This window comes from Streptomyces sp. NPDC050636 (assembly GCF_040654775.1).
Lineage (GTDB): Bacteria > Actinomycetota > Actinomycetes > Streptomycetales > Streptomycetaceae > Streptomyces.
The window spans coordinates 41185-66485 of the sequence record NZ_JBFAIP010000004.1 but is presented as its reverse complement, the minus strand read 5'-3'; the positions used below and the strand labels follow the sequence as shown (position 1 = coordinate 66485).

Genomic DNA, 25301 nt, shown 5'->3' with positions numbered 1-25301 from the left:
CTGCGTCGATGCTTTGGCTATGTCTGTCGGAAATGCGGGCCCGGCAATCGGGCCCTGTACCGGTTACCGGATCAGGTAGATCGTGGCGAAGAGGCCGATCCAGACGACATCGACGAAGTGCCAGTAGTAGGACACAACGATGGCCGCGGTGGCCTGCGTGTGGGTGAACCTCTTGGCCGCGTACGTCCTGCCCAGGACCAGCAGGAAGGCGATCAGACCGCCCGTCACATGCAGTCCGTGGAAACCGGTGGTCAGGTAGAACACCGAGCCGTACGGGCCGGACGAGAGCGAGAGGCCCTCGTGCTTGACCAGCTCCGTGTACTCGAAGACCTGACCGCCGATGAAGATCGCACCCATGATGAAGGTGACCACAAACCAGGCCCGGAGCTTCTTGACATCGCCGCGCTCGGCCGCAAAAACACCGAGCTGACACGTCAGGGAGCTGAGCACCAGGATCGTGGTGTTCGTCGCGGAGAACGGAAGATTCAGCGCTTCGGCTGATTCCTTCCAATACTCGGCTCCGGTCACCGATCGAAGGGTGAAGTACATCGCGAAGAGGGCCGCGAAGAACATCAGCTCGGAACTCAGCCAGATGATGGTTCCGACGCTGGTGAGGTTCGGCCGATTGACCGACGGGTGCGCGTGCCCGGTTTCTACTGTCGTTGCTGTCGCCACGACCGACATTATGTCGGTCGCTTATCCCGCCCTCACTCCGGGGGGTGCCGTTCGGTGTGTCAAGGACGTATGCCCTGCTCGTACGGACCATTCCGCCGGTCGCTCGAAGGGGGGAAGTCCGGCCCCCGCGCACGCCCGCCGGCCCCGCCGCGGCCGGTCCTGACGGCCCGTCGGACAGATCGTGGATACGTCCGAACCCTCCTGTGGGGCCCCACTGCGGGAGTAGCATCCGCCGGACAGGCCCTAGACGAGTAAGTCCTATGTCCGACCCGATGCTGTGCCGCTACGAAAAGCCACGAGAAACGCGGAGGAACGATGCAGGCGACTGCCACGGTGCTGGTCTACAGCGACAACGCCAACACCCGCGAGCAGGTCCGGCTGGCGGCCGGCCGGCGGCCCGCCGCCGATGTCCCGCAGATCGAGATCCTGGAGTGCGCCACCCAGCCCGCCGTTCTGGAGGCCCTGGAGCAGGGTGGTATCGATGTCTGTGTGCTGGACGGCGAGACCGCGCCGGCCGGCGGGATGGGCGTCTGCCGGCAGATCAAGGACGAGATCTTCCAGTGCCCGCCGGTGCTGCTGCTCATCGGCCGCCCGCAGGACGCCTGGCTGGCCACCTGGAGCCGGGCGGACGCCGCGGTGACGCATCCGCTGGACCCGGTGGCGTTCGCGGACGCACTGGCCTCTCTGCTGCGCCGCAGGCACCTCACACAGGTCTGAGCGGCCGTCTGAGCGGCTCTCTGAGGGGCCCTCAGACCTCCGGGCGCAGTCGGGCGCCGTCGTCGGTACGCGACTCCCGCTCGGCCGCTCCTGTCTTGGTGGCGCCCTTGTTCCGCAGCGCGCTGCCGTCGCGCCATTCCTTCCAGGGCATGTTCCAGTCGCCGAAGCCGTTCCCGAACGGGGCCATCGAGTCGCCCTCGCTGTTGACGACCTTGACGACGTCGCCGAGTTGGACGTTGTTGAAGAACCACTCGGCGTTGGCGGTGGACATACCGGTGCAGCCGTGGCTGACGTTGGCCGCGCCCTGTGAGCCGACGGACCAGGGGGCGGCGTGCACATACTCGCCGCTCCATGTGACCCGGGTGGCCCAGTAGACCGGCAGGTCGTAGAAGTCCGAGGCGCCGATGCTGGCGCTGGTCATCCGTACGAAGCTTTCCTTGCCGAGGATGACCTTGACGCCATTGCGGGTCGAGTAGCCGGGTTTGCCGGTGGTGACGGGGATGGTGTGCACGGCCTTGCCGTTGCGCAGCACCGTCATCTGGTGCGACGAGGCGTCGGTGACGGCCTCCACCCGGTCGCCGGTGGAGAGCCGTACGGGCTTGGCGGGGCCCCCGTAGAGCCCGCCGGAGATCTTCAGGCCGTCCAGGTTGCTGTGCACGGCGATGGTGGCGTGGGCGGGCCAGTATTCCTTCGGGCGGAAGTGCAGCGATTTGCCGTCCACCCAGTGCCAGGAGCCTTCGACGCGGGGCGTGGAGTCGACCTTCAGGGCGCTCTCGACGACGGCCCGTGCCTTGGGGTTGTCGACCGGCTTGCTCAGCTCGGCGGTGACCGGCTGGCCGACGCCGTACGTGCCGCTGCCCGGGCCGAAGGTGACGCGGAGCCGGTCGTCGGCGTCGGTGGTGTCGACCACGAAGGTCTTGCGGCCCGGGGCGCCGTCCTCGTCCTCGGTGCTGACCCGCACCGTGTAGCGGGTGCCGGCGGCCAGTGGCACGGTGGTGTGCCAACGCCTGCCGTCGGCGCTGAGTTCGCCGCGTATGTAGCGTCCGGAGGCGTCGGTGGCGGTCACGTCCGTGATCCGCGCCTCGTCACCCTTGACGGAGACCTCAAGCGGCTTGTCGGGATCCGCTTTGTGATTGCCGTCCGGGGCGTTGGCCGTGATCTGGTCGGCCGCGTCGTAGGGCTGGGCGGAGAGCGACTCCGACGACGAGCTCCCGCACGCGGTGGCGCTCACCGCCAGGGGCACTATCAGGAGGCCGCAGCTCAGCGCTTTCCGGGTTCGAGGTCTGTGGCTCATGACCCAAAACTAAGAAGAATCACCTGTTTCAGCGCGCTGGAAGACGGCAAACGGGTCTCCCCCTACACCGAAACGGGGCGGGCCCGGACACCTGTTGAGGTGCCCGGGCCCGCCCCGTGCGGTGTGTGTACTGCCGTGCCGCGTGGTTACTGCGTGCGGTTCTCGCCGCGGTAGTACTCGAAGACCCAACCGAACAGGCCGACGAGAATGACCGGCATCGAGAAGTAGAGCAGCCACCAGCCGAAGACGACGCCCAAGAAGGCGAGCGCGCCACCGACGGCCAGGGACAGCGGCTGCCAGCTGTGCGGGCTGAAGAAGCCCAGCTCGCCCGCGTCGTCCGAGACCTCGGCGTTCTCGTTGTCCTGCGCACCCGCGTCCACCCGCCGGGCCGTGAAGGCCAGGTAGTAGCCGATCATGATGCACAGACCGAAGGCGAGGAACAGTGCGGTGGTGCCCGCCGGCTCCTTCGACCAGACGCCATAGACGATCGCCATGGCGAGGACGAAGACGGAGAGCCAGATGAACATCTTGCCCTGGATCTTCACTTGCCCGCCTCCTTGCCGCCGGCGACGGCCTTGTCAGACTCGGCGCCGTGACCGTTGTGCAGCGCGTCGAGGGCCGCGATCTCGGGGTGGTGCAGGTCGAATGCCGGGGATTCGGAACGGATACGCGGCATCGTGAGGAAGTTGTGCCGCGGCGGCGGGCAGGACGTCGCCCACTCCAGCGAGCGGCCGTAGCCCCACGGGTCGTCGACCTCGACCTTCTTGCCGTACTTCGCCGTCTTCCAGACGTTGTACATGAAGGGCAGCATCGACAGGCCCAGCACGAACGAGCTGATCGTGGAGATGGTGTTCAGCGCCGTGAAGCCGTCGGCCGCGAGGTAGTCGGCGTAACGCCGCGGCATGCCCTCGGCGCCCAGCCAGTGCTGGACGAGGAAGGTGCCGTGGAAGCCGATGAACAGCGTCCAGAACGTGATCTTGCCGAGCCGCTCGTCCAGCATCTTGCCGGTGAACTTCGGCCACCAGAAGTGGAAGCCGGCGAACATCGCGAAGACGACCGTGCCGAAGACGACGTAGTGGAAGTGCGCCACGACGAAGTACGAGTCCGAGACGTGGAAGTCCATCGGCGGCGACGCCAGGATGACGCCGGTCAGACCACCGAAGGTGAAGGTGATCAGGAAGCCGATCACCCAGAGCATCGGTGTCTCGAAGGACAGTGAGCCCTTCCACATCGTGCCGATCCAGTTGAAGAACTTCACACCGGTCGGCACCGCGATCAGGAATGTCATGAAGGAGAAGAACGGCAATAGCACGCCGCCCGTCACATACATGTGGTGCGCCCAGACCGTGACCGAGAGACCGGCGATGGAAATCGTCGCCGCGATCAGGCCCATGTAACCGAACATCGGCTTCCGGGAGAACACCGGAATGATCTCGGAAACGATGCCGAAGAACGGCAGGGCGATGATGTAGACCTCTGGGTGTCCGAAGAACCAGAAGAGGTGCTGCCAGAGCAGTGCTCCGCCATTTGCCGCGTCGAAGACATGCGCACCGAATTTACGGTCCGCCTCCAGCGCGAACAGCGCCGCCGCCAGCACCGGGAAGGCCAGCAGGACCAGCACACCGGTCAGCAGCACGTTCCACGTGAAGATCGGCATCCGGAACATCGTCATGCCAGGCGCACGCATGCAGATGATCGTCGTGATGAAGTTGACCGAACCGAGGATCGTGCCGAAGCCGGAGAAGGCCAGACCCATGATCCACATGTCGGCACCGACGCCCGGCGAACGCACCGCGTCCGAGAGCGGCGAGTACGCGAACCAGCCGAAGTCCGCCGCACCCTGCGGGGTGAGGAAGCCGGCCACCGCGATCAGCGAGCCGAAGAGGTAGAGCCAGTAGGCGAACATGTTCAGCCGCGGGAACGCCACGTCGGGCGCGCCGATCTGCAGCGGCATGATCCAGTTCGCGAATCCGGCGAACAGCGGCGTCGCGAACATCAGCAGCATGATCGTGCCGTGCATCGTGAACGCCTGGTTGAACTGCTCGTTCGACATGATCTGCGTACCCGGGCGGGCCAGCTCGGCGCGCATCAGGAGCGCCATCAGGCCGCCGACGCAGAAGAAGGCGAACGAAGTGACCAGATACATCGTGCCGATGGTCTTGTGGTCAGTGGTCGTGAGCCACTTCACCACCGAATTACCCGGCTGCTTCGAGCGCAGCGGCAGCTCGTTCTCGTAAGAGTCCTCTGCTGCGGCGGCACCCTGAGGTTCGTTGAGGATGCTCATCGGTTCTTGATCTCCGCGTTCCTGGCGTGGTCCGTCTGCGCGATGCCCGACGGCAGGTAACCGGTCTGGCCCTTCTTCGCCAGTTCCTTCAGGTGCTCCCGGTACCGCTCAGGGGAGACGACCTTGACGTTGAAGAGCATCCGGGAGTGGTCGACGCCGCAGAGCTCGGCGCACTTGCCCATGAAGGTGCCCTCCTTGTTGGGAGTCACCTCGAAGACGTTGGTGTGGCCCGGAATGACGTCCTGCTTCATCAGGAACGGCACGACCCAGAAGGAGTGGATGACGTCACGCGACGTCAGGACGAACTGGACCGACTCGCCCTTCGGCAGCCACAGGGTCGGACCCGGGTTGCCGTTCTGCGGGTTGCGCTCGCCCGGGGTGCCCTCGTCGTAGACGCCGTCGGCACCGGCCGGAGCACCCTTCTTCCACTTGTCGGGGAGCGCGGAGAGTTCCTTGGAGTCGATGTTCGTGGTCGACTTGTCGCCGTCCACGTCCTCCATGTAGTTGAACGCCCAGCTCCACTGGAAGCCCACCACATTGATGACGTGGTCCGGCTTCTTGGAAGTCTTGAGGAGTGCGTTCTCATCGCGCGCGGTGAAGTAGAAAAGCACCGCGATGATGATGAACGGCACGATCGTGTACAACGCCTCGATCGGCATGTTGTACCGCGTCTGTGTGGGGACTTCCACCTTGGTCCTGCTGCGGCGGTGGAAGACCACGCTCCAAATGATCAGTCCCCAGACCAGCACGCCCGTTGCGAGGGCGGCGGCCCAGGAGCCCTGCCAAAGAGAGAGGATCCGCGGCGCCTCGTCGGTGACGGGCGTTGGCATGCCGAGGCGGGGAAAGTCCTTATATGTGCAACCAGTCGCGGTCGCCAGGACCAGGCCCGCAGCAAGCACCTGCGGCAGCTTCCGCCGCATCGGGCGCCGCGACGAGCGGTCGGAGCCGTTGGGACTCACGTAGCGCCTTCCCGAGAGTCTCGCCCGCGCGGTCGGCTGCGGCCTTACTCGCTGGTCGGTCGCCGCCCTGCGTCGGGCAGGGGTTTGGATGTTTATGCGGACCAAACCCTACTGGACGCTATTTGGGGTCGCGCGGGGAGGGTGCCCAACGCGCCGCGTCGGACTCCGAAGGGGTGCCGAGGGTCTCCGGGGACCGCCGCTCGGACGCCCGATTCCCCGCTTCCACCAGGCATCTGACGGCGTGCCCGGACACCTCCGGGCACGGGGGGCTAACGTCTCGTACGTGCCCTACTTCGACGCCGCATCCTCCGCTCCGCTGCACCCCGTCGCCCGGGAGGCGCTGCTCGCTTCGCTCGACGAGGGCTGGGCCGACCCGGCCCGTCTCTACCGCGAGGGGCGGCGGGCCCGGCTGCTGCTGGACGCCGCCCGGGAAGCGGCGGCGGAGGCCGTGGGATGCCGTCCCGACGAGCTGGTTTTCACCCCTTCGGGGACGCAGGCGGTGCATTCCGGGATTTTCGGCGCGCTCGCGGCACGTCGGCGTGTCGGCCGGATCCTGCTGTACTCCGCCGTCGAGCACTCCTCGGTACTGCACGCCGCCGAGGTCCACGAGGCGGCCGGCGGCACACTGACCGAGATCGCGGTGGACCGTACGGGCCGGGCGGCGGCCGAGGACGTCGCCGCCGCGCTGCGGCCGGACACCGCGCTCGTCTGTCTCCAGTCCGCCAATCACGAGGTGGGAACGGAGCAGCCGGTCGAGAAGGTGGCCGAACTCTGCCAGGAGGCGGGCGTGCCGCTGCTGGTGGACGCGGCCCAGTCGCTCCCCTGGGGCCCGCTGCCCGGCGCCTGGTCCGTGCTGGCGGCGAGCGCCCACAAGTGGGGCGGCCCGCCCGGTGTGGGGCTGCTGGCGGTCCGTAAGGGGACCCGGTTCTCGCCCCAGGGGCCGCAGGACGAGCGGGAGTCGGGCCGCAGCCCGGGGTATCAGAACCTGCCGGCGATCGTGGCCGCCGCGGCGTCCCTGCGGGCGCTGCGCGCGGCGGCGGAGACCGGACCGGACGAAGCGGCCCGGCTGCGGCGGCTGGTGGACCGGATCCGGGTCGGGGTGCCGGAGCTGGTCCCGGACGTGGAGGTGGTCGGCGCCCCCGTCCACCGTCTCCCGCACCTCGTCACCTTCTCCTGTCTCTATGTCGACGGAGAGGCCCTGCTGCACGAACTCGACCGGCTGGGCTTCTCGGTGTCGTCCGGATCGTCCTGTACGTCCAGCACCCTGACGCCGAGCCATGTGCTGCGCGCGATGGGTGTGCTGTCCGAGGGGAATGTCCGGGTCTCGCTCCCGTACGGCACGCCCGAGGCGGAGGTGGACCGGTTCCTGGAGGTGCTGCCGGAGGCGGTGCGGTCGGTACGGGACCGGCTGGGCGTGCCGACGGCGGCACCCAAGACACCCAAGGCACCCGGCACACCCGAAGCTGCCGGGACACCCGGAGGGTCGTCGGAGGACGAGACCGGGCTGGTCCTCGACACACTCGGCAAGCTCTGCCCGCTCCCGGTCATCGAGCTGGCGAAGGTGATCGGCGAGGTGCCGGTCGGCGGCACGGTCACGGTGTTCTCCGACGACGAGGCGGCGCGGCAGGACATCCCCGCCTGGTGCGTGATGCGGGACCAGGAGTTCGTGGGCGAGCGGACGGCGCCGCGCGGGACCGCGTACGTGGTGCGGCGCCGGGCCTGAAGACGGTACGGGCGGGGACGCCGTGCGCGCCCCCGCCCGTACCAGTGGAATTCCGTCACGCCAGGTGGGCGCGGACCTCCTCGGCGGCCGCGTCGCCGTACGCCTTGGTGAAGCGGTCCATGAAGTGGCCGCGGCGCAGTTCGTACTCCTGGGTGCCCAGGGTCTCGATGACGAGGGTGGCGAGCATGCAGCCGAGCTGGGCGGAGCGCTCCAGCGACAGGTCCCAGGCGCGGCCGGCCAGGAATCCGGCGCGGAAGGCGTCGCCGACGCCGGTGGGGTCGACCTTGGCGTCCTCCTGCGGGACGCCGACCTCGAACGGTTCCTCGCCCTGGCGCTCGATGCGGACGCCCTGGGCGCCGAGGGTGGTGACGCGGGTGCCGACCTTGGCCAGGATCTCGTCGCCGGTCCAGCCGGTCTTGGACTCGATCAGGGCCTTTTCGTACTCATTGGTGAAGAGGTACTCGGCGTCCTCGACCAGGACGCGGATGTCGTCGCCCTCCATGCGCGCGAGCTGCTGGGAGGGGTCGGCGGCGAACGGGATGCCGCGCGAGCGGCACTCCTCGGTGTGCCGGATCATCGCCTCGGGGTCGTCCGCGCCGATCAGCACCAGGTCCAGGCCGCTGACGCGGTCGGCGACCGGCTGCAGCTCGATCTGGCGGGCCTCGCTCATCGCGCCCGTGTAGAAGGACGCGATCTGGTTGTGGTCGCTGTCGGTGGTGCACACGAAGCGGGCGGTGTGCAGGACCTCGGAGATACGGACCGAGGCGGTGTCGACGCCGTGCCGGTCGAGCCAGGCGCGGTACTCGGCGAAGTCGGCGCCGGCGGCACCGACCAGGATCGGGCGCAGGCCGAGCAGGCCCATGCCGAAACAGATGTTGGGGGCGACGCCGCCCCGCCGGATGTCGAGATCGTCGACCAGGAAGGAGAGCGAGACCGTGTGCAGCTGGTCGGCGACCAGCTGGTCGGCGAAGCGGCCGGGGAAGGTCATCAGGTGGTCGGTGGCGATGGAGCCGGTGACTGCGATACGCACGACGGGTCTGCTCCTGCGGAAGGCGTAAGGGCTGACGGACGTGGAGCAACGCTACCCGCTCGTCCTGGTGCCTCCTACCTGACAAATCTACCCAATAGTAGGTCTTTCTTCCCAGGCCGCGAGGTGCGTACGGTGCGTCGTATGACCAAGCCTGTGAAAGCCGTCACTCCCGATCGCGATTCCGCCGCCGCGGACCCGGAGTCGCTGGACCAGCTGCGCGGGGACTGCGCGCGAATGGCGCCGCGCTGGAAGGCCGGGCGGCCGGACGCGCCGGAACCGGGCCGGGCGGCCGATCTCCATGGCGTCGAGGTCCCCGAGAAGTCCGCCGCGCTCATCGACGGGATGTCCGAGTACGGCGACTGACCGGCGCCCGCCGGGAACCGCTCGCGCCCCCGCTCCGTCACATCGACGTCCACCCCACGGAGGATGGCACGTCAGATGTCCAGCGGAGCCGAAGGAGCGATGCGGTGAACACCGAGGACACACCGGACACCCCCGACACCCCCGCCGACGCGAGCCCCACGGAGCGCAGGCGACGCACCCCCGTGGTCGTCGCCTCGATGGCCGCGGCGGTGCTGCTCGCCGGGGGCGGCGCGGCGTACTGGGCCTCGTCCGCGTCCAGCAGCGGGGACTCCGAAGCGAATGCCGCGGCCCAGGGCGATCCGCCGCCGCTCGCGCTCGACGGCTACACCGGCGGCGGGATCGCCGCCGGTGAGCCCAACCCGCAGGGTGCGGAATACCGGGCCGTGAAGAATCTGCCGGGCGGCCCGTCGTCCGCGGCCGTATACCGCCCGAAGGGGCAGATCGGCCAGGCGGCGGTGGAACGGCTGGCGAAGGCCCTGGATATGGCCGGAAAGGTGCGCTCGGAGGGCAATACCTGGAAGGTCGGCGGGGTGACGCAGGACGCCCGCCACCCCGTGCTCCAGGTGAACAAGACGGGCTCCGGCTCGTGGACGTACTCGCAGTACGGCACCCCTGGCGGGACGAACTGCGCGCTGCCCGCCTCCCCCGAGGCCGAGAACGGCGATGACGCGGGCGTGTCGTCGAGCCGGCCCGGCTGTCCGTCGTACCGGGGCGGCGGGGACGCCTCGACACAGGACGACGGCAGCGGCAAGGGCGCGGTGTCGCCGGAGAAGGCCAGGCAGGCCGTACAGCCGGTGCTGAAGGCGCTGGGCCAGCAGAGCGCGAAGCTCGATGCGAGCGGGCTGTCCGGCGCGGTGCGGATCGTCACCGCGAATCCGGTGCTCGGCGGACTGCCGACGTACGGCTGGCAGAGCGATCTCCAGGTCGGCTCGGACGGTCAAGTGGTGGGCGGCAGCGGCCAGTTGGCGAACCCGGTCAAGGGTGCCGGCTATCCGGTGCTGAGCGCGGACAAGACGCTGGACCGGCTGAACTCGCGCGACGGGAGCCGGAACCGGCCGGGCGACTGCGCGGCGCCGCACACCGCGAAGAGCGGCGATGGCGGCATCGCGCCGTGCGAGCCGTCGCCGACCAAGGCGCAGAAGCCGGCCGAGGTGACCGGCGCGGTCTTCGGGCTCGCGGTGCAGTACGTGAAGGGCGGGCAGGCGCTGGTGCCGTCCTGGCTCTACACGGTGCGGCAGCCGGGCGCCGGTGACGGCCCGCACGCCACGTCGACGGTGGCGCACCCGGCGGTCAACCCGAAGTATCTGGCGCACCGGGACGGCGACGGCGCGTCGCAGGGCCCGGGGCAGTCGCCGCAGAAGCCGTCCGGGAAGCCCGGGGCGATGGCGCTGGAGGAGTACGCCGTCAGCGACGGCGGGAAGAAGCTGACGCTGCACTTCTGGGGCGGCGTGTGCAGCACGTACTCGGTGAGCGCCGAGGAGACGGGCAGCACGGTGAAGACGAAGGTCGTCGGCAAGGACAAGAAGCCGGGTCAGATCTGCGTGAAGATCGCCAAGGAGTTCACCAAGACGGTGACGCTGGAGAAGCCGCTGGACGGCCGCAAGGTGATCGACGCGTCGACCGGGCAGGCCGTGCCGAAGCAGTAGGCGGAAGCACCCGGAGGACACCGGGTACGACGCCGGAGGACACCCGGGTACGACGAAGGCGGCGCCCCCCATCGGGGGGCGCCGCCTTCTGCCGTTCGTGCCCGTTGACCCTTGGCAGCGCTTAGCTGAAGGAGTCGCCGCAGGCGCAGGAGCCGGTGGCGTTCGGGTTGTCGATCGTGAAGCCCTGCTTCTCGATGGTGTCGACGAAGTCGATGGAGGCACCGCCCAGGTAGGGGGCGCTCATCCGGTCGGTGACGACCTTGACACCGTCGAAGTCCTTGACGACATCACCGTCGAGCGAACGCTCGTCGAAGAAGAGCTGGTAGCGCAGACCGGAGCAGCCACCGGGCTGAACGGCCACCCGCAGCGCGAGGTCGTCCCGGCCTTCCTGCTCCAGCAGGCTCTTGACCTTCGACGCGGCCGCGTCGGACAGGATGATGCCGTCGCTGACGGTGGTCTCGTCCTGAACGCTCATCTACATCTCTCCCGGGTTGTACGGACCGCTTGCCATCGGTTGCAACAGGCTGCAACCGGCGACGTCCCGGATTAATTCCGGCTGGGCGCAACTTCTCTTCTTCATGCTCGCACACTGGCGCGCAGGAGCAGATGTGCGCCTTCACACGCCGGGCTCACACCGTGCTCCGGGCAGGGCCCTCACCGGGGCTTTCGCCGGAGTGCTGATGCGTCACATCGACAATATGGCCATCGTCAAAGTGACGTGAAGCGGTTATGATAGATAGCGTCAAATAGACGAAAAGGCTCCGGTGCAAGCACAGCACCGGCTCCACTGGTGCGGTTTCGCCGCGCTCATCGACGGAAAAGAGAGGGTGCGTGTCGTGACCACCGCCCAGCCCCTGGACGTCCAGCCGACCCCGCTGGCACTGCTCCTCCTCGGCCGCGAGGCCGACCCGAAGAGCGAGCGCGGCGTGGAGTGCCCCGGCGACCTGCCGGCCCCGTCGGACCCCGACCTCGTCGAGCGTGCCCGCGCGGCCAAGGCGAAGCTCGGGGACAGGGTCTTCGTCCTGGGGCACCACTACCAGCGCGACGAGGTGATCGAGTTCGCCGATGTGACCGGCGACTCCTTCAAGCTCGCGCGCGACGCGGCCGCCCGGCCGGACGCCGAGTACATCGTCTTCTGCGGTGTGCACTTCATGGCCGAGTCGGCCGACATCCTCACCGGCGACGACCAGCGGGTGATCCTCCCCGACCTGGCCGCCGGCTGCTCGATGGCCGACATGGCGACCGCCGAGCAGGTCGCCGAGTGTTGGGACGTCCTGACGGAGGCGGGCATAGCCGAGCAGGTCGTGCCCGTCTCGTACATGAACTCGTCGGCGGACATCAAGGCGTTCACCGGCAAGCACGGCGGCACGATCTGCACCTCCTCCAATGCGAAGCGCGCACTGGACTGGGCCTTCGAGCAGGGCGAGCCCGGTTCGACGAAGGTCCTTTTCCTTCCGGACCAGCACCTGGGCCGCAACACCGCCGTCCGCGACATGGGCATGTCCCTGGACGACTGTGTGGTCTACAACCCGCACAAGCCGAACGGCGGCCTGACCGCCGAGCAGCTGCGGGACGCCAAGATGATCCTCTGGCGCGGCCACTGCTCCGTCCACGGCCGGTTCTCGCTCGACTCGGTCAACGACGTCCGCGCCCGCATCCCCGGCGTCAACGTCCTCGTCCACCCCGAGTGCAAGCACGAGGTCGTGGCGGCAGCGGACTACGTCGGCTCGACGGAGTACATCATCAAGGCCCTGGAGGCCGCGCCGGCCGGCTCGAAGTGGGCGATCGGCACCGAGCTCAACCTGGTCCGCCGCCTGGCCAACCGGTTCGCCGCGGAAGACAAGGAGATCGTCTTCCTCGACAAGACGGTCTGCTTCTGCTCGACCATGAACCGCATCGACCTTCCCCACCTGGTGTGGACGCTGGAGTCGCTGGCGGCCGGCAAGGTCGTCAACCGCATCGAGGTCGACAGGGAGACGGAGAGCTTCGCGAAGCTGGCGCTGGAGCGGATGCTGGCGCTGCCGTAGTTGCCGTAGGCGCGCCGGGGCGACGTCAGGGCCGGGGCCTGCACGAACCACGATTCGTGCAGGCCCCGGCCCTGTGTGTCACGCTGATCATGACGCCGGTGACACGGTGACGCGTTTTGTGCGGTTCCTTCGTACGGCTCCGGTGCGTCGGAAGTGAGGTGCGACGGTGGACGTACGCATCTGGTTCAACGGGATCTGGCCCGACAGGATGCACCTGATCCCCTTGCTGCGGGAGAACCCCGACCGCGCCGGTGTCCGCATCTTCGGCACCCATACGAACCCCGCGGCACCGGCGCTGCGGGCCTGCGATGTGGCCGGAATCGAGCCGGCGGCCGGCGACGACGAGTTCTTCGGCTTCGCGATCGACTTCTGCCGGCGGTACGGCATCGACGTGGTCATGCCGTCCGCGCGTCTCGCGGCGTTCGCGGAGCGCGCGGAGGCGTTCGCGAGAACCGGCACCAAGGTCATGTGCTCACCCGCCGGGACGGCCCGTGTCGTGGCCAGCAAGAGCCGCACCTACGTGGCAGCCGCGGATGCAAACGTTCCGGTCGCGCCCTGGCGGCTGATAGCCAACGCCGACGGGCTGTGGAACGCCGTCGAAGAGATGTCGGGGACGGGCCACCGCCTGTGCGTGAAACCGGCGGGCGAGTACTCCGCCAACGGCTTCCGCGTCCTGGACGACGCTCCGCAGGAGGTCTCGGACCTCGAACTGCCCCCGCAGCCACGGGTGTCGGTCGCCGAGGCCGCGGACGCGCTGCGCCGCGCCGAGAACAGGGGTGAGCCCGTTCGCCCCTTCATCGTCATGCCCTACCTGGACCCGCCGGAGATCAGCATCGACTGCCTGTCGGATCCGGCGGGCACGCTGCTGACCGCGATCCCCCGGGCCAAGGAAGGCAAGGTCCGTACGCTGCTGGACGCTCCGGGGCTGACGACACTCGCGCAGCGGGTCGTCGCCCACTTCGGACTCGCCTACCTCTCCAACGTCCAGTTCCGCCACTGGAACGGCCGACCGGTGCTCCTAGAAGCCAACGCCAGGGCCTCCGCGGGCCTCTATCAGACGGCCCTGGCCGGGGTGAACATGGCCTGGGCCGCCGTACGGATGCTGCTGTGCGGCGACCCGGGCAACGTCCCGCTGCCCAGGTACGGCGGCCAGCTCGTCGTGGTCCACCACGCGGTCCCGATCTCCGGGCTCCGGCAGCCGGTCGCCCCGGCTGCCGGCGATCCGTAGTACGAGAAAACCGTGCCGGCGGCCGTCTCATGGAAGATCCGGCTGGCGTGAATCGGCGCTGGAGGGGCTACTCATGGAGGCATCGTTGCAGGTCAGCCCGTCCCAGCAGACGGCTGGGACGGGCTGATGGGACGGGCTGGTTCCTGCCTACCGGCGAGGCTTGGTCACACCCCGGCCGGCTCCGGCGTGCGGTCGCCGTCGCTCTCGTCCACCGGTTCCGGAGTACCGGCCTTCTTCGCCCGCTTCGCGGCCTTCTTCTTCGTGCGGCGTTCCTTGCGGAGTTCGATCATCGCGTAGAGCGTCGGGACGAGGAGGAGGGTGAGAAGGGTCGAAGTGATCAGGCCGCCGATGACGACCACGGCGAGCGGCTGGGAGATGAAGCCGCCGTCTCCGGTGATGGACAGGGCCATCGGGAGCAGCGCCATGATCGTGGCCAGGGCCGTCATCAGGATCGGGCGGAGGCGGTGGCGGCCGCCCTCGATGACCGCTTCGACGACGCCGTAGCCCTGTGACCGGTACTGGTTGATCAGGTCGATCAGGACGATGGCGTTGGTGACCACGATGCCGATCAGCATCAGCATGCCGATCATCGCCGGGACGCCCAGCGGGGTGCCGGTGGCGACCAGCAGGCCGATCGCTCCGGTCGCCGCGAAGGGGATCGAGACGAGGAGGATCAGCGGCTGGATGAGGGAGCGGAAGGTTCCCACGAGGAGCATGAAGACGATGGCGATGGCCGCCAGCATGGCCAGGCCCAGCGAGGAGAACGCTTCGGTCTGGTCCTGGGAGACGCCGCCGATCTCCGCCGTGGCGCCCTCCGGCAGCTTCAGGGCCTTGATCTCGCTCTGCAGCTTGGTGCTGACCGCGCCGGTGTTGTCGCCGGTCGGCTTGGCGCTGATCGTCGCCGAGCGCGCGCCGTCGATACGGGTCATCTGGACGGGTCCGGGGACCGTCTTGACCGTGGCGATGTCGCCGAGCTTGACCTGACCCGCCGGGGTCGGGATGGCCAGGGCCTTCAACTCGGCCTCGGTGGTGGCCGGGTGGGCCGCCTTGATGACGACGTCGCGCTCGGTGTCGTCCAGGATGGCCTTGCCGCTGGGGGTGCCGCGTACGGCCTGGGCGACCGTGGCACCGAGCGTGGCCTGGTTGTAACCGGCCGCGGCCGCCTTCGAGTTGGGCGTGACGGAGATCCTCGGCACGCTCTGCGCGAGGTCGCTCTGGACGTCGGTGACGTCGCCCAGACCGGCCACGGCCTTGCGCACCTGCTCGCTGGCCTTCTTGAGGACGTCGGCGTCGCCGGCCTTGACGACCACGCTCAGGTCCTGGTTGCCGAAGCCGCCGCCGCCCGCGGTGACGGTGGTGTCGCCGATGCTCTTGCCGAGCTTGTCGAGACCGGCGCGCAGGTCGTCGGTGACCTTGCCGGAGTCGGCGGAGTCCGTCAGCTTCAGCTGGTACGAGGCCTGGTTGGCGCCCGTACCGCCGCCGAAGGCCGCCATGAAGCCGGAGGAGCCGACGGTGACCTGGTAGTCGGCGATCGAGGAGTTGCCGGCGAGCAGCTTCTCGACCTTCTCGGCCTGCTCGTCGGCCGCGCCCAGGCTCGTGCCGGGCTTCAACTCCTGCTTGACGGTGAGGGTGTCCTGGTCGCCCTGGTCGAAGAAGTTGGTCTTCAGGAGCGGGCCCATGCCGAACGTGCCGATGAGGATGACGACGGCGATGACCAGGCTCGTCACCCGGCGGCGGGTGGCGAAGCGGAGAACCGGGACGTAGAGGCGCTGGAGGGGGCTCCTGGTCTCCTTCTCCTCGGCCTTGCGGCGGAGCTCCTCCGGGTCGGCGCCCTCAGCGATCTTGGGGGCGCGCAGGAACCAGTAGGAGAGGACGGGAACGACCATCAGAGACACGATCAGCGAGGCCAGCAGGGCGACGGTGACCGTCAGCGAGAAGGAGCCGAAGAGGGCGCCCACCATGCCGCCGACCACGCCGATCGGGAGGAAGACGGCGACCGTGGTGAGGGTGGAGGAGGTGATCGCTCCGGAGACCTCGCGGACGGCGGTGAGGATGGCCGCGCGGCGCTCCTCGCCGTAGCCCAGGTGCCGCTTGATGTTCTCCAGGACGACGATGGAGTCGTCGACGACGCGGCCGATCGCGATGGTCAGCGCGCCGAGGGTGAGCATGTTGAGGGAGAGGTCCTGCATCCACAGGACGATGAGGGTGATGACCACCGAGAGGGGGATGGAGACGGCGGTCACGAGGGTCGAGCGGAGGCTGAGCAGGAAGACCAGGATGACGATGACCGCCATCGCCAGGCCGAGCAGGCCCTCGGTGGTGAGTGAGTCGATGGACTTGGAGACGGCCGGGCCCTGGTCGGAGGCGACCGTGACCTCGGCGCCCTTTCCGAGGTCCTGGCGGATCTTGGTGAGCTTGTCCTTGACCGCGTCGGAGATGGCGACGGCGCTGCCGTCCTGGTCCATCGTCACCATGACGGCGAGGCTGGGCTTGCCGTTGGTGCGGGTGATGGAGGTCGGAGTGGCCGACTCCTCCTTGACGGTGGCGACATCGCCGAGGCGGACGGGCTCGGCCGCCGCCGGCCGGCCACCGCCGGCACCCGCACCCGCACCCGCACCCGGCGTCGGGGCGACGGTCAGGTCCTTGATCTGCTGTACGGAGGTGAACCCGGCACCGACCTGGACGGTCTTGCTCTGCCCGCGCTCCGCGAACGAACCCGCCGGCACCGACGTACCGCCGGCCTCCAGTGCCTGGCCGAGCGCCTGGGAGGTCAGCCCGGAGGCGGCGAGCTTCTTGTCGTCGGGGGTGACCGCGACGATCCGGTCCTGGACGCCGTCCACGGTGACCTGGCCGACGCCGTCGATGTTCTTCAGGTCCGGGACGACGCTGCGGTCCAGCTGGTCGGCGAGCGTCTGCTGGTCCTTGGTGGAGGACGAGACGGCGAGGACGACGGTCGGGATGTCGTCCGTCGAGCCGGCCACGACCTGCGGGTCGACGTCCTTGGGCAGCTTCGCGCGGGCGCGGTTCACGGCCTGCTGGACGTCGGCGACCAGGCGCTTGGAGTCATTGCCGTAGTCGAACTGCGCCATGATGACGCCCGAGCCCTCGCTCGACGTCGAGGTGACGCCCTTGATGCCGTCGACCGCCTGGATACCGTCCTCAAGCGGCTCGATCACCTGCTTCTCGACGACATCGGGCGACGCGCCCTGATACGGCGCCAGCACGGACACCATGGGGAGTTCGATGGACGGCAGGAGCTGCTGCTTGAGCTGAGGGATCGCGATGGCGCCGAAGGCGATCGCGACGATCGATATCAGCGCTATCAGGCCCCGTTGTACGAGGCTGAGCCGGGACAGCCAGGACATGGGTGGGGTCTCTCTTCTTCTGTTCTGAAAACGTCGGCGGGGCCTCGACAGGCCCACCTACACCCTCGGCCATGCCCTGGCCTGTTTTCCTCGCTCGCAGGTCGGTTTCAGGCCCGGGCTCGTACCGCGTTCGGAGTACGGGGCCTCCACCCTCACTGCACCCGTGGGCGTACGAGTCCGGACTCGTACGCGATGACCACCAGCTGGGCCCGGTCGCGGGCGCCGAGCTTGGCCATCGCACGGTTGACATGCGTCTTCACCGTCAGCGGGCTGACCGCCAGCTGCGCGGCGATCTCGTCGTTGGACAGGCCGCCGGCGACCAGGACGAGCACCTCCCGCTCGCGGCCGGTGAGCGTCGACAGCCGCTCGGCGCCCTGGCCGGCGGGCCCGCCGTCGCCCGAACTGTCGCCCTGCGCAAGGAACTTGGCGATCAGGCCCTTGGTCGCGACCGGGGAGAGCAGCGCCTCGCCGGCAGCCGCGATACGGATCGCGTTGAGGAGTTCATCGGGCTCGGCGCCCTTGCCCAGGAAGCCGCTGGCGCCGGCCCGCAGCGACTGCACCACATAGTCGTCGACCTCGAACGTGGTCAGGATGACCACCCGGACGCCGGTGAGCTCCGGGTCCTCGCTGATCATGCGGGTGGCGGCGAGACCGTCCACACCGGGCATCCGGATGTCCATCAGGACGACGTCGGCGCCCGTCGACCGGGTCAGCTCGTACGCCTGGGCCCCGTCCGAGGCCTCCCCGACCACCTGCATGTCGGGCTCGGAGTCGACGAGGATGCGGAACGCGCTGCGCAGCAGCGTCTGGTCGTCGGCGAGCAGCACCTTGATCGTCGTCATGCGGTCTCCCCCGTGTGGACGGCCTGAAGTGGAAGGGTGACCCGCACCTGGAAGCCGCCGGCCGCGCGCGGGCCCGTCACGACCGTGCCGCGCAGCGCGAAGACCCGCTCGCGCATCCCGATCAGGCCGTGCCCGCCGCCGCTCTCCTCCGGCTCGCACGCCTCAGCGGCGGCCCGGTCGCCGCGCTGGCGCGGCACACCGGCCCGGCCGGCCCCGTCGTCCAGGACGGTCACCGTCAGCACGTCCTCGGCTTGGATGATCCGGACCGTCGCGCGGGCCCCTTCGCCGGCGTGCTTGTGGACGTTGGTCAGCGCCTCCTGGACGACCCGGTAGGCGGTGAGATCGACGGAGGCGGGCAGGGCGCCGGACGGCCGCGGGATCTCCAGGTCGACGGGGAGCCCGGCGCGCACGAATCCGTCGACGAGCTGGTCCAGGACGCCGAGGCCCGGTGCGGGTTCGGTGGGCGCCTTGGGGTCGTCGGACTGGCGCAGCAGGCCGACGGTGGCGCGGAGTTCCTCCAGCGCGGAGCGGGATGCCTCGCGGACATGCGCCAGGGCCTGTTTGGCCTGGTCAGGGCGGTTGTCCATGACATGCGAGGCGACCCCGGCCTGGACGTTGACCAACGCGATGTGGTGGGCGACGACGTCGTGCAGTTCGCGGGCGATGCGCATCCGCTCCTCGGCGACCCGGCGCCTGGCCTCCTCCTCGCGGGTGCGCTCGGCCCGTTCGGCGCGCTCCCGGATGGCATTCACATAGGCCCGGCGGCTGCGGACCGCGTCGCCCGCGGCCGCGGCCATGCCCGTCCAGGCGAAGATCGCGAGGTTCTCCTGGGCGTACCAGGGGTGCTCCCCGAAGAGCATCGCGGCGGCGGTCAGCACGACGACGGTGAGCGCGCCGACCCGCCAGGTCGTGGGCCGGTCGGTGCGGGAGGCGACGGTGAACAGCGCGATCACGGACGCCGCGGCCACGGGGGCGCGCGGGTCGTTGGACTCCACGACCAGCTCGACGATGGTCAGCGCCCCTGTGGCGGCGAGGACCGTACGGGGCAGCCGTCTGCGCATGACCAGGGCGGTGCAGGCGAGGGCGGCCAGCACCACGGTCGATGCCAGCAGCGGGCGTTCGCCGAAGCGCGGGCCGTGCGGGCCGTGCGGTTCGGCCACCGAGCCGCACAGGATCGCCGCGAAGACGGCCACCGCCAGGGCGGCGTCGAACGCGAGCGGATGCGTCCGGTGCCACTGGAAGCGGCCGGTGCGGGGCACGGCCTGTATCGGCACAGCCGGTCCGGGCACTTCCTGTATGGGCACAGCCTGTGCGGGGTCGAGGGAGGTCACAAGAGCAAACGGTAGCGCCCCGGTCCGACAAGGGACCGGGGCGCTGCCGTTGTGCGCTGGAGGGGGCGGGCTGTGCAGGTGGTCAGCCCGGGATGAGGCCGTCGTCGCTGAGCATCTCGCGGACCTCGTCGAGGGTCGCGTCGTCGGTCGGCAGGATCAGTTCGGACGGCTCCAGGGAATCGTCCGGAAGAGGTGTGCCCAGTCGGCGCACCGCTTCCAGCAGGGCCGCGAGGGTGCGCCGGAAGCCGTCACCATCGCCGCTCTCCATCTCTTCGAGCAGCTCATCGTCCAGCTTGTTCAGCTCGATGAAATGGCTGTCGTCCAGCTTCACCTGGCCCTCGCCCATGATCCGTACGATCACGACGATCTCCCTTGGTCCGGTCCGACGCTCCCTGCGAGGCTAACCGCCGTCGGCCGTCACTGCTTGTCGAAACGCGGCTGGTCCTGCGGCGGGGACTGCTGGGCCTGGCCGGCCTGGCCGCCTTCGATGGCCTGCTTGCCGGCGGACGGGCCGCCCGCGAGCTCGGCCTTCATCCGCTGCAGCTCCAGCTCGACATCGGTGCCGCCGGACAGCCGGTCCAGTTCGGCGGCGATGTCGTCCTTGGCCATGCCGGACGGGTCGTCCAGCGCGCCGGACGCCATCAGCTCGTCGATGGCACCGGCCCTGGCCTGCAGCTGCGCGGTCCGGTCCTCCGCACGCTGGATGGCCATGCCGACATCGCCCATCTCCTCGGAGATGCCGGAGAATGCCTCGCCGATGCGGGTCTGGGCCTGGGCCGCGGTGTAGGTGGCCTTGATCGTCTCCTTCTTCGTGCGGAAGGCGTCAACCTTGGCCTGGAGGCGCTGGGAGGCGAGGGTGAGCTTCTCCTCCTCGCCCTGCAGCGTCTGGTGCTGCGTCTCCAGGTCGGTGACCTGCTGCTGCAGCGCGGCACGGCGGGAGAGCGCCTCGCGGGCGAGGTCCTCACGGCCGAGCGCGAGCGCCTTGCGGCCCTGGTCCTCCAGCTTGGAGGACTGGCCCTGAAGCTGGTTCAGCTGCAGCTCCAGGCGCTTGCGGGAGGTCGCCACATCGGCGACGCCGCGGCGCACCTTCTGCAGCAGTTCCAGCTGCTTCTGGTACGAGTAGTCGAGGGTCTCGCGCGGGTCTTCGGCCCGGTCCAGGGCCTTGTTGGCCTTCGCGCGGAAGATCATCCCCATCCGCTTCATGACACCATCGCTCATGGGCCTCGCGCGCCCCCTTCTGACCGAGTTACATCGGCTTAGGCTCCAGCACATACCTACAGACCCCACAGTACGGGCCTTGGTTCCATTACCGCACTGTTCAGACCCGGATGCGCTCCTCCTGCAGGACGATCGCGGCCGCCGTCATCTCCCCTACAGGGAGTAGGGAGGGCCCGGGGGACCGTCCCGGCGTCCGCTCTGTCCCGGTACGACACCGGTGCCGTTGCCGGATCGTTCCCGCCGGACAGTGGCCCACACCGGACGACCACGTACATTGGGTCTGTGTTCCGAAGCCGTTCGAAGGATCAGCAGGCCGCGCCCGCCAAGGCGACCGCGGACCAGCCTCAGCAGCCCCGCGACCCGCAGGCCCCCAAGGGCCGCCCGACGCCGAAGCGCAGCGATGCGCAGTCGCAGCGCCGGTCCCGTGCGAGTACGCCCACCAACCGCAAGGACGCGGCCAAGGCCCAGCGGGAGGCCCGCCGCGCCGATATGGCCCGCCAGCGCGAGGCCCTGGCCAGCGGCGATGAGCGCTATCTGCCGGTGCGCGACAAGGGGCCGGTGCGCCGGTTCGCGCGTGACTTCGTCGACTCGCGCTGGTGCGTGGCGGAGTTCTTCCTGCCGATGGCCGTGGTGATCCTGGTGCTCACCATGGTTCGCGTGCCGAAGATCCAGACCATCGCGCTGCTGCTCTGGCTCGTGATCATCGTGCTGATCGTGCTCGACTCGGTCCTCATCTGGGTCCGCCTGGGCAAGCAGGTGCGCGAACGCTTCCCGAACGAGAACGCCAAGGGCGTCAAGGCCTACGCGGTCATGCGCACGCTCCAGATGCGCCGGCTGCGGCTGCCCAAGCCGCAGGTCAAGCGCGGAGAGCGGCCCTGAGCGGCACTCCGTCCGGATTCCGCGGCGGGGCGGGCAAGTGGCTGGGAGGGCTGAGCGGTCTGCGCAACTCCGTCCGGCAGGAGTTGGTCGCGCGGCAGCTCGATGAGCAGATAGCGAGCCGCTTCCCGGTCGGGCAGCGGCTGCGGGTGCTCGACGTCGGCCCGGGGCAGGGCACTCAGGCCCTGCGGCTGGCCAGGGCCGGCCACCAGGTCACCGGGCTGGAATCCGATCCGGAGATGCTGGAGGCGGCCCGGACCGCGCTGGCCTCGGAGCCGGCCGGCATCCAGGAGCGGGTCCGGCTGATGGCCGGCGACGGCCGGGAGACCGGCGTCCACTTCGTGCCCGGCTCGTTCGATGTCGTGCTGTGCCACGGCGTGCTGATGTATCTGCCGCAGTCCGACCCGATGCTGGCCGGGCTGGCCCGGGTGCTGGCGCCCGGTGGGCTGCTGTCGCTGGTGGTGCGCAACGCCGACGCGCTGGCCATGCGCCCCGGACTGTCCGGCGACTGGGCCACCGCGCTCGCGGCGTTCGACTCTCCCGACTACACCAACCGCCTCGGGCTGCGGGTGCGGGCCGACCGGCTGGACGCTCTGACCGCCACCCTCGCCGGGATCGGCGTGCCGCTGCACACCTGGTACGGCGTCCGGGTCTTCACGGATCTCGCGGGGGACGCCGACGCCCCGGAATCCGCCGAGGAGTTGACGCAGCTGCTGGCCGCCGAGGAGCGGGCGGGGCGGACGGATCCGTATCGCGGGGTGGCTGCGCTGTTGCATCTGTGCGGAGTGCGGGGCTGAGCGGCCGGGGCATGGCGTGCGCCGCGCCCCGGCCGCCCGGCGTTCAGCCCTCGTCCGCGGCCGCGTGCAGGCTCATCGGCCCGGCGTAGATCTCCGTGCTGTCCTCGAAGAGCCTGACCTGGTCGACGCCGCCGTCCAGCAGCGCCTTCCACTCCTCACCGATCCAGGACTCCGCGTCCCCCTGCGTCGTGAACTCGTCCGGTTCGACGGCGGGCGCCGCCTCCGTACCGTCCGACTTCTCGAACCGCCACGTCCACGCCATGTCCGCCTCCTGGATTCCCACCGAGTACGTCTCTGTGCCACCGCGGGCCGCGTCTCGGTCTGCGTGCTGCTGCGCCCCTCGGTGTTGTGCTGCCGTGCTGATCAGCAGCTTAGGGGCTGTCCGGTGGGTCAGGGTCGGAAAGGCCGCGGCGTCTGGCGGTGGGGGCACCTCCCGTGCCCGTTCAGGGCTACGGGGGAGCATCGCCAGGCGCCGGAGCGTCCTCATAGCGGAGCTATGCGGATGATTCGGCAACGCCGCGAGGTGCCGTGCCAGACGCCGCGGGCCCGGCCCTGACCCACCGGACAGCCCCGAGATCGCGCTCACGCATCTAACGGCCGTGTCGGGACATCCCCCCGCGCGCTGATCGGACCGGGACAGGAGAAAATCGGCGGGTGGAACTGACTCTCCTCGGCACCGGGGCCCCGCAGGGGCTGCCGCGTCCCGGCTGCCCGTGCGCCGCCTGTGCCACCGCCGTCGGCGGCGAGGCGCGGGCGGCGACCGCGGTGCTGATCGACGGCGCGCTGCTCATCGACCTCACGCCGGGGCCCGCCTTCGCGGCCGCCCGGGCCGGCCAGTCGCTGGCCGGCGTGCGGCAGGTACTGCTCTCGCACCCGCACGACGGGCCGGCCATGGAGGTGCCGGCCGGGCTGCCGACGCCGGGCCGGGTCGCGGACGGACGGGAGCTGGCGCTGCTCGGCGGGCACCGGGTGCGGGCCATCGCCGTGGACATCCCCGGTACCGGCTACGAGATCGGCGGTGTGGACGGGCAGCGGCTGCTGTACCTGCCGCCGGGCGCGGCGCCGGCCGGGCTCGGCAACGGGAACAGCGGCGGATACGAGCGGATGGGCGGCAGCGGCCCGTACGACCTGGTGCTGCTCGACGTCCTGGGGCGGCCGGACGCGCTGGCCCGGCTGCGGGCGAGCGGGGCGGTGGACGCGGCGACGGATGTGGTCGCCGTGCATATCGATCACACGGTGCCGCCGGGGCCCGAGCTGCACCGCAGGCTCGCGGCGGCGGGCGCGCGCACGGTGCCGGACGGCGGCACGGTGGTGGCCGGCGAGTATCCCCTTGTCGGCGCGGCCTCCGCGCCGCCCGATGTGCCGCGCCGCACGCTCGTACTGGGCGGGGCGCGCAGCGGGAAGTCGGCGGAGGCGGAGCGGCGGCTGGCGAGTTTTCCGGACGTGCTGTACGTGGCCACCAGCGGCACCCGGGAGGGCGACGTGGAGTGGGCGGAGCGGGTGGCGCTGCACCGCGAGCGGCGGCCCAGCGGCTGGCGGACCACCGAGACCTGCGATCTGGTGCCGCTGCTGGAGGCCGGCAGGCCGGGCATGGATGTCGGCAGGCCGGGCATGGATGTCGGCAGGCCGGGCGTCGATGTCGGACGGCCAGGCGTGGACGTGGCGGGGCCCGGCCCCGACCCGGGCGCCGGCCGGTCCACCGATGCGGCGCCGCTGCTGATCGACTGTCTGGCGCTGTGGCTGACGCATGCCATGGACGAGGTCGGGGCGTGGGACGACGAGACCTGGCAGGCGCATGGCCGGCGGGCGCTGCGGGAGCGGACCGATGCGCTGGTCGCGGCCGTCCGGGCGACGCACCGGCCGGTGGTGGCGGTCAGCAACGAGGTGGGCTCGGGCGTTGTTCCCGCGACCGCTGCGGGGCGTCGTTTCCGTGATGAACTCGGGCGGCTGAACGCCGCGTTCGGCGCCGAGTGCGAGCAGGTGCTGCTGGTGGTCGCGGGTCAGGCGCTTGCGCTGCGTGGATGACGCAGGCCCGGCGGAGCCCGTGTCCCCTTGCCCAGGGGCGCGGCGGCGGGTGCTCTTGAGAAGTGACCGAATCCGAGCTGACCGATGCCGAACCGGCGGGCGGGCGAACGCGGCGATCCGGGGCGGCCCCGCACCCTGCGGCGCGGGCGCGGGCCGGTCGGCCGGTGCGTGCGGAACCGGACCCTCCCGCCGCCGGCCCCGGCCCGCGCGCCCGGTGTTTCGACGCCGCCGTACGCGCCTATCTGGATCGGCACCCGGAGGCGACGGTGGTCGCGCTCGGCGAGGGGCTCGGTACCGGCTTCTGGCGGCTGGACAACGGGCGGTTGAACTGGCTGACGGTGCAGCCGCCGGAGACCGCCGCGGTGCGCCGGATGCTGCTGCCGGACGGGGCGCGGCGGCGTACGGTCGCCCGTGCCGCGACCGATCATGGCTGGCTGGACGCGGTACGGGAGCCGGAGCGCGGGGTCATCGTCACGGCGCACGGCGTGCTGATGCGGCTGTCACCGCCCGCGGTGCGAGCACTGCTGGCGGCCTGCGCGGAGCGGTTCCCCGGCGGTGCGCTGGTCTTCGACGCGCCGCCGCGGCGGTCGACCGCGCTCGCCCGGTGCGGCGCCGCACTGTCCGGTGGCCGGTGGCCCGCTCCCGTGCGCTGGGGGCTGGACCGTGCCGATCTGCCGCGGGTGGCGAGCGCGCACCCCGGCATCGTCGCGGTGCGTGAACTCCCCGTGCGGCCGGGCCCGTATCGCCGCCTCCCGGTGCTGCGCGGATTGACGCCGCTGGTGTGCGAGGTGCGGTTCGCGGCGCGGTAAGTGGTGCGGACGCCCCCTGCCGCAGGCTGCGGGGAGCGTGATCGCCGGTCGTCGGCACCATGACGCATTGTCAGCGCTGAGTTGACGGTAAT

General features: G+C 70.1%; 23 protein-coding genes. 10 read left to right on the top strand and 13 right to left on the bottom strand.

Annotation, left to right across the window (positions count from 1 at the left end):
- Positions 1 to 63: 63 nt before the first annotated feature.
- Positions 64 to 684 (bottom strand): heme-copper oxidase subunit III, encoded by a 621-nt coding sequence (locus AB0I10_RS06260; RefSeq protein WP_363151150.1) that lies wholly within the window; start codon positions 682 to 684, stop codon positions 64 to 66.
- Positions 685 to 990: 306 nt separating this feature from the next.
- Here AB0I10_RS06260 and AB0I10_RS06255 point away from each other — a divergent pair, with 306 nt between their 5' ends.
- Positions 991 to 1392 (top strand): hypothetical protein, encoded by a 402-nt coding sequence (locus AB0I10_RS06255; protein ID WP_363151149.1) that lies wholly within the window; start codon positions 991 to 993, stop codon positions 1390 to 1392.
- A gap of 31 nt (positions 1393 to 1423) precedes the next feature.
- Here the strand turns inward: AB0I10_RS06255 and AB0I10_RS06250 are convergent, their stop codons facing one another.
- The 4 genes from AB0I10_RS06250 to coxB form a co-directional block, all read right to left on the bottom strand.
- Entirely contained in the window at positions 1424 to 2686 is a 1263-nt protein-coding gene (locus tag AB0I10_RS06250) for an Ig-like domain-containing protein (RefSeq protein WP_363151148.1), read from the bottom strand.
- 146 nt (positions 2687 to 2832) lie between these two features.
- Entirely contained in the window at positions 2833 to 3231 is a 399-nt protein-coding gene (locus tag AB0I10_RS06245) for a cytochrome c oxidase subunit 4 (protein WP_363151147.1), read from the bottom strand.
- Positions 3228 to 4970 (bottom strand): cytochrome c oxidase subunit I, encoded by a 1743-nt coding sequence (gene ctaD, locus AB0I10_RS06240; RefSeq protein WP_363151146.1) that lies wholly within the window; start codon positions 4968 to 4970, stop codon positions 3228 to 3230. Before ctaD ends, AB0I10_RS06245 begins: the two co-directional genes overlap by 4 nt.
- On the bottom strand, positions 4967 to 5929 hold the full coding sequence (gene coxB / locus AB0I10_RS06235; protein ID WP_363151145.1) for a cytochrome c oxidase subunit II: 963 nt from the start codon (positions 5927 to 5929) through the stop codon (positions 4967 to 4969). The genes ctaD and coxB overlap by 4 nt, the downstream gene beginning before the upstream one ends.
- A 283-nt stretch (positions 5930 to 6212) precedes the next feature.
- On the opposite strand from coxB, the gene AB0I10_RS06230 reads away from it, so the two are divergent.
- The gene (locus AB0I10_RS06230; RefSeq protein WP_363151144.1) at positions 6213 to 7652 is read left to right on the top strand and encodes an aminotransferase class V-fold PLP-dependent enzyme; all 1440 of its coding nucleotides are present in this window, start codon (positions 6213 to 6215) and stop codon (positions 7650 to 7652) included.
- A 55-nt stretch (positions 7653 to 7707) separates the two neighbouring features.
- Here AB0I10_RS06230 and AB0I10_RS06225 read toward each other — a convergent pair whose 3' ends face one another.
- Positions 7708 to 8682 carry a carbohydrate kinase family protein gene (locus tag AB0I10_RS06225; RefSeq protein ID WP_363151143.1) on the bottom strand — a complete coding sequence of 325 codons (975 nt, stop codon included), beginning with the start codon at positions 8680 to 8682 and terminating at the stop codon, positions 7708 to 7710.
- Between the two features lie 141 nt (positions 8683 to 8823).
- Here AB0I10_RS06225 and AB0I10_RS06220 point away from each other — a divergent pair, with 141 nt between their 5' ends.
- Positions 8824 to 9045, top strand: a complete 222-nt coding sequence (locus AB0I10_RS06220) for a hypothetical protein (RefSeq protein WP_363151142.1) — start codon at positions 8824 to 8826, stop codon at positions 9043 to 9045.
- Between the two features lie 104 nt (positions 9046 to 9149).
- Positions 9150 to 10691, top strand: a complete 1542-nt coding sequence (locus AB0I10_RS06215; RefSeq protein ID WP_363151141.1) for a hypothetical protein — start codon at positions 9150 to 9152, stop codon at positions 10689 to 10691.
- A gap of 121 nt (positions 10692 to 10812) precedes the next feature.
- Here AB0I10_RS06215 and erpA read toward each other — a convergent pair whose 3' ends face one another.
- Positions 10813 to 11166: an iron-sulfur cluster insertion protein ErpA gene (gene erpA / locus AB0I10_RS06210; RefSeq protein WP_006606077.1), complete on the bottom strand. Its 354-nt coding sequence runs from the start codon at positions 11164 to 11166 to the stop codon at positions 10813 to 10815.
- 352 nt (positions 11167 to 11518) lie between these two features.
- Here erpA and nadA point away from each other — a divergent pair, with 352 nt between their 5' ends.
- Both nadA and AB0I10_RS06200 read left to right on the top strand, forming a co-directional pair.
- Complete coding sequence (nadA, locus tag AB0I10_RS06205; protein ID WP_363151140.1) at positions 11519 to 12718, top strand: quinolinate synthase NadA; 1200 nt, start codon at positions 11519 to 11521, stop codon at positions 12716 to 12718.
- A 166-nt stretch (positions 12719 to 12884) separates the two neighbouring features.
- Positions 12885 to 13946 (top strand): ATP-grasp domain-containing protein, encoded by a 1062-nt coding sequence (locus AB0I10_RS06200; RefSeq protein ID WP_363151139.1) that lies wholly within the window; start codon positions 12885 to 12887, stop codon positions 13944 to 13946.
- Between the two features lie 164 nt (positions 13947 to 14110).
- Here the strand turns inward: AB0I10_RS06200 and AB0I10_RS06195 are convergent, their stop codons facing one another.
- The 5 genes from AB0I10_RS06195 to AB0I10_RS06175 form a co-directional block, all read right to left on the bottom strand.
- A complete protein-coding gene (locus AB0I10_RS06195; protein ID WP_363151138.1) occupies positions 14111 to 17311 on the bottom strand; it encodes an efflux RND transporter permease subunit in 3201 nt (1066 codons plus the stop codon).
- A gap of 152 nt (positions 17312 to 17463) precedes the next feature.
- Positions 17464 to 18153, bottom strand: coding sequence for a response regulator transcription factor (locus AB0I10_RS06190; protein WP_363151137.1), 690 nt, complete (start codon positions 18151 to 18153; stop codon positions 17464 to 17466).
- Positions 18150 to 19412, bottom strand: a complete 1263-nt coding sequence (locus AB0I10_RS06185; RefSeq protein WP_363151136.1) for a histidine kinase — start codon at positions 19410 to 19412, stop codon at positions 18150 to 18152. The genes AB0I10_RS06190 and AB0I10_RS06185 overlap by 4 nt, the downstream gene beginning before the upstream one ends.
- A 154-nt stretch (positions 19413 to 19566) precedes the next feature.
- Positions 19567 to 19845, bottom strand: coding sequence for a hypothetical protein (locus AB0I10_RS06180; protein ID WP_363151135.1), 279 nt, complete (start codon positions 19843 to 19845; stop codon positions 19567 to 19569).
- Positions 19846 to 19901: 56 nt separating this feature from the next.
- On the bottom strand, positions 19902 to 20702 hold the full coding sequence (locus tag AB0I10_RS06175; protein ID WP_363151134.1) for a PspA/IM30 family protein: 801 nt from the start codon (positions 20700 to 20702) through the stop codon (positions 19902 to 19904).
- Positions 20703 to 20984: 282 nt separating this feature from the next.
- On the opposite strand from AB0I10_RS06175, the gene AB0I10_RS06170 reads away from it, so the two are divergent.
- Together AB0I10_RS06170 and AB0I10_RS06165 are read left to right on the top strand one after the other, a co-directional pair.
- The gene (locus AB0I10_RS06170) at positions 20985 to 21581 is read left to right on the top strand and encodes a DUF3043 domain-containing protein (protein ID WP_363151133.1); all 597 of its coding nucleotides are present in this window, start codon (positions 20985 to 20987) and stop codon (positions 21579 to 21581) included.
- An 83-nt stretch (positions 21582 to 21664) separates the two neighbouring features.
- On the top strand, positions 21665 to 22375 hold the full coding sequence (locus tag AB0I10_RS06165; RefSeq protein ID WP_363151132.1) for a methyltransferase domain-containing protein: 711 nt from the start codon (positions 21665 to 21667) through the stop codon (positions 22373 to 22375).
- Between the two features lie 43 nt (positions 22376 to 22418).
- Here the strand turns inward: AB0I10_RS06165 and AB0I10_RS06160 are convergent, their stop codons facing one another.
- On the bottom strand, positions 22419 to 22637 hold the full coding sequence (locus AB0I10_RS06160; protein WP_363151131.1) for a hypothetical protein: 219 nt from the start codon (positions 22635 to 22637) through the stop codon (positions 22419 to 22421).
- 392 nt (positions 22638 to 23029) lie between these two features.
- On the opposite strand from AB0I10_RS06160, the gene AB0I10_RS06155 reads away from it, so the two are divergent.
- Positions 23030 to 24400, top strand: a complete 1371-nt coding sequence (locus AB0I10_RS06155; RefSeq protein WP_363151130.1) for a bifunctional adenosylcobinamide kinase/adenosylcobinamide-phosphate guanylyltransferase — start codon at positions 23030 to 23032, stop codon at positions 24398 to 24400.
- Between the two features lie 62 nt (positions 24401 to 24462).
- The gene (locus AB0I10_RS06150; RefSeq protein ID WP_363151129.1) at positions 24463 to 25209 is read left to right on the top strand and encodes a class I SAM-dependent methyltransferase; all 747 of its coding nucleotides are present in this window, start codon (positions 24463 to 24465) and stop codon (positions 25207 to 25209) included.
- Positions 25210 to 25301 lie beyond the last annotated feature (92 nt).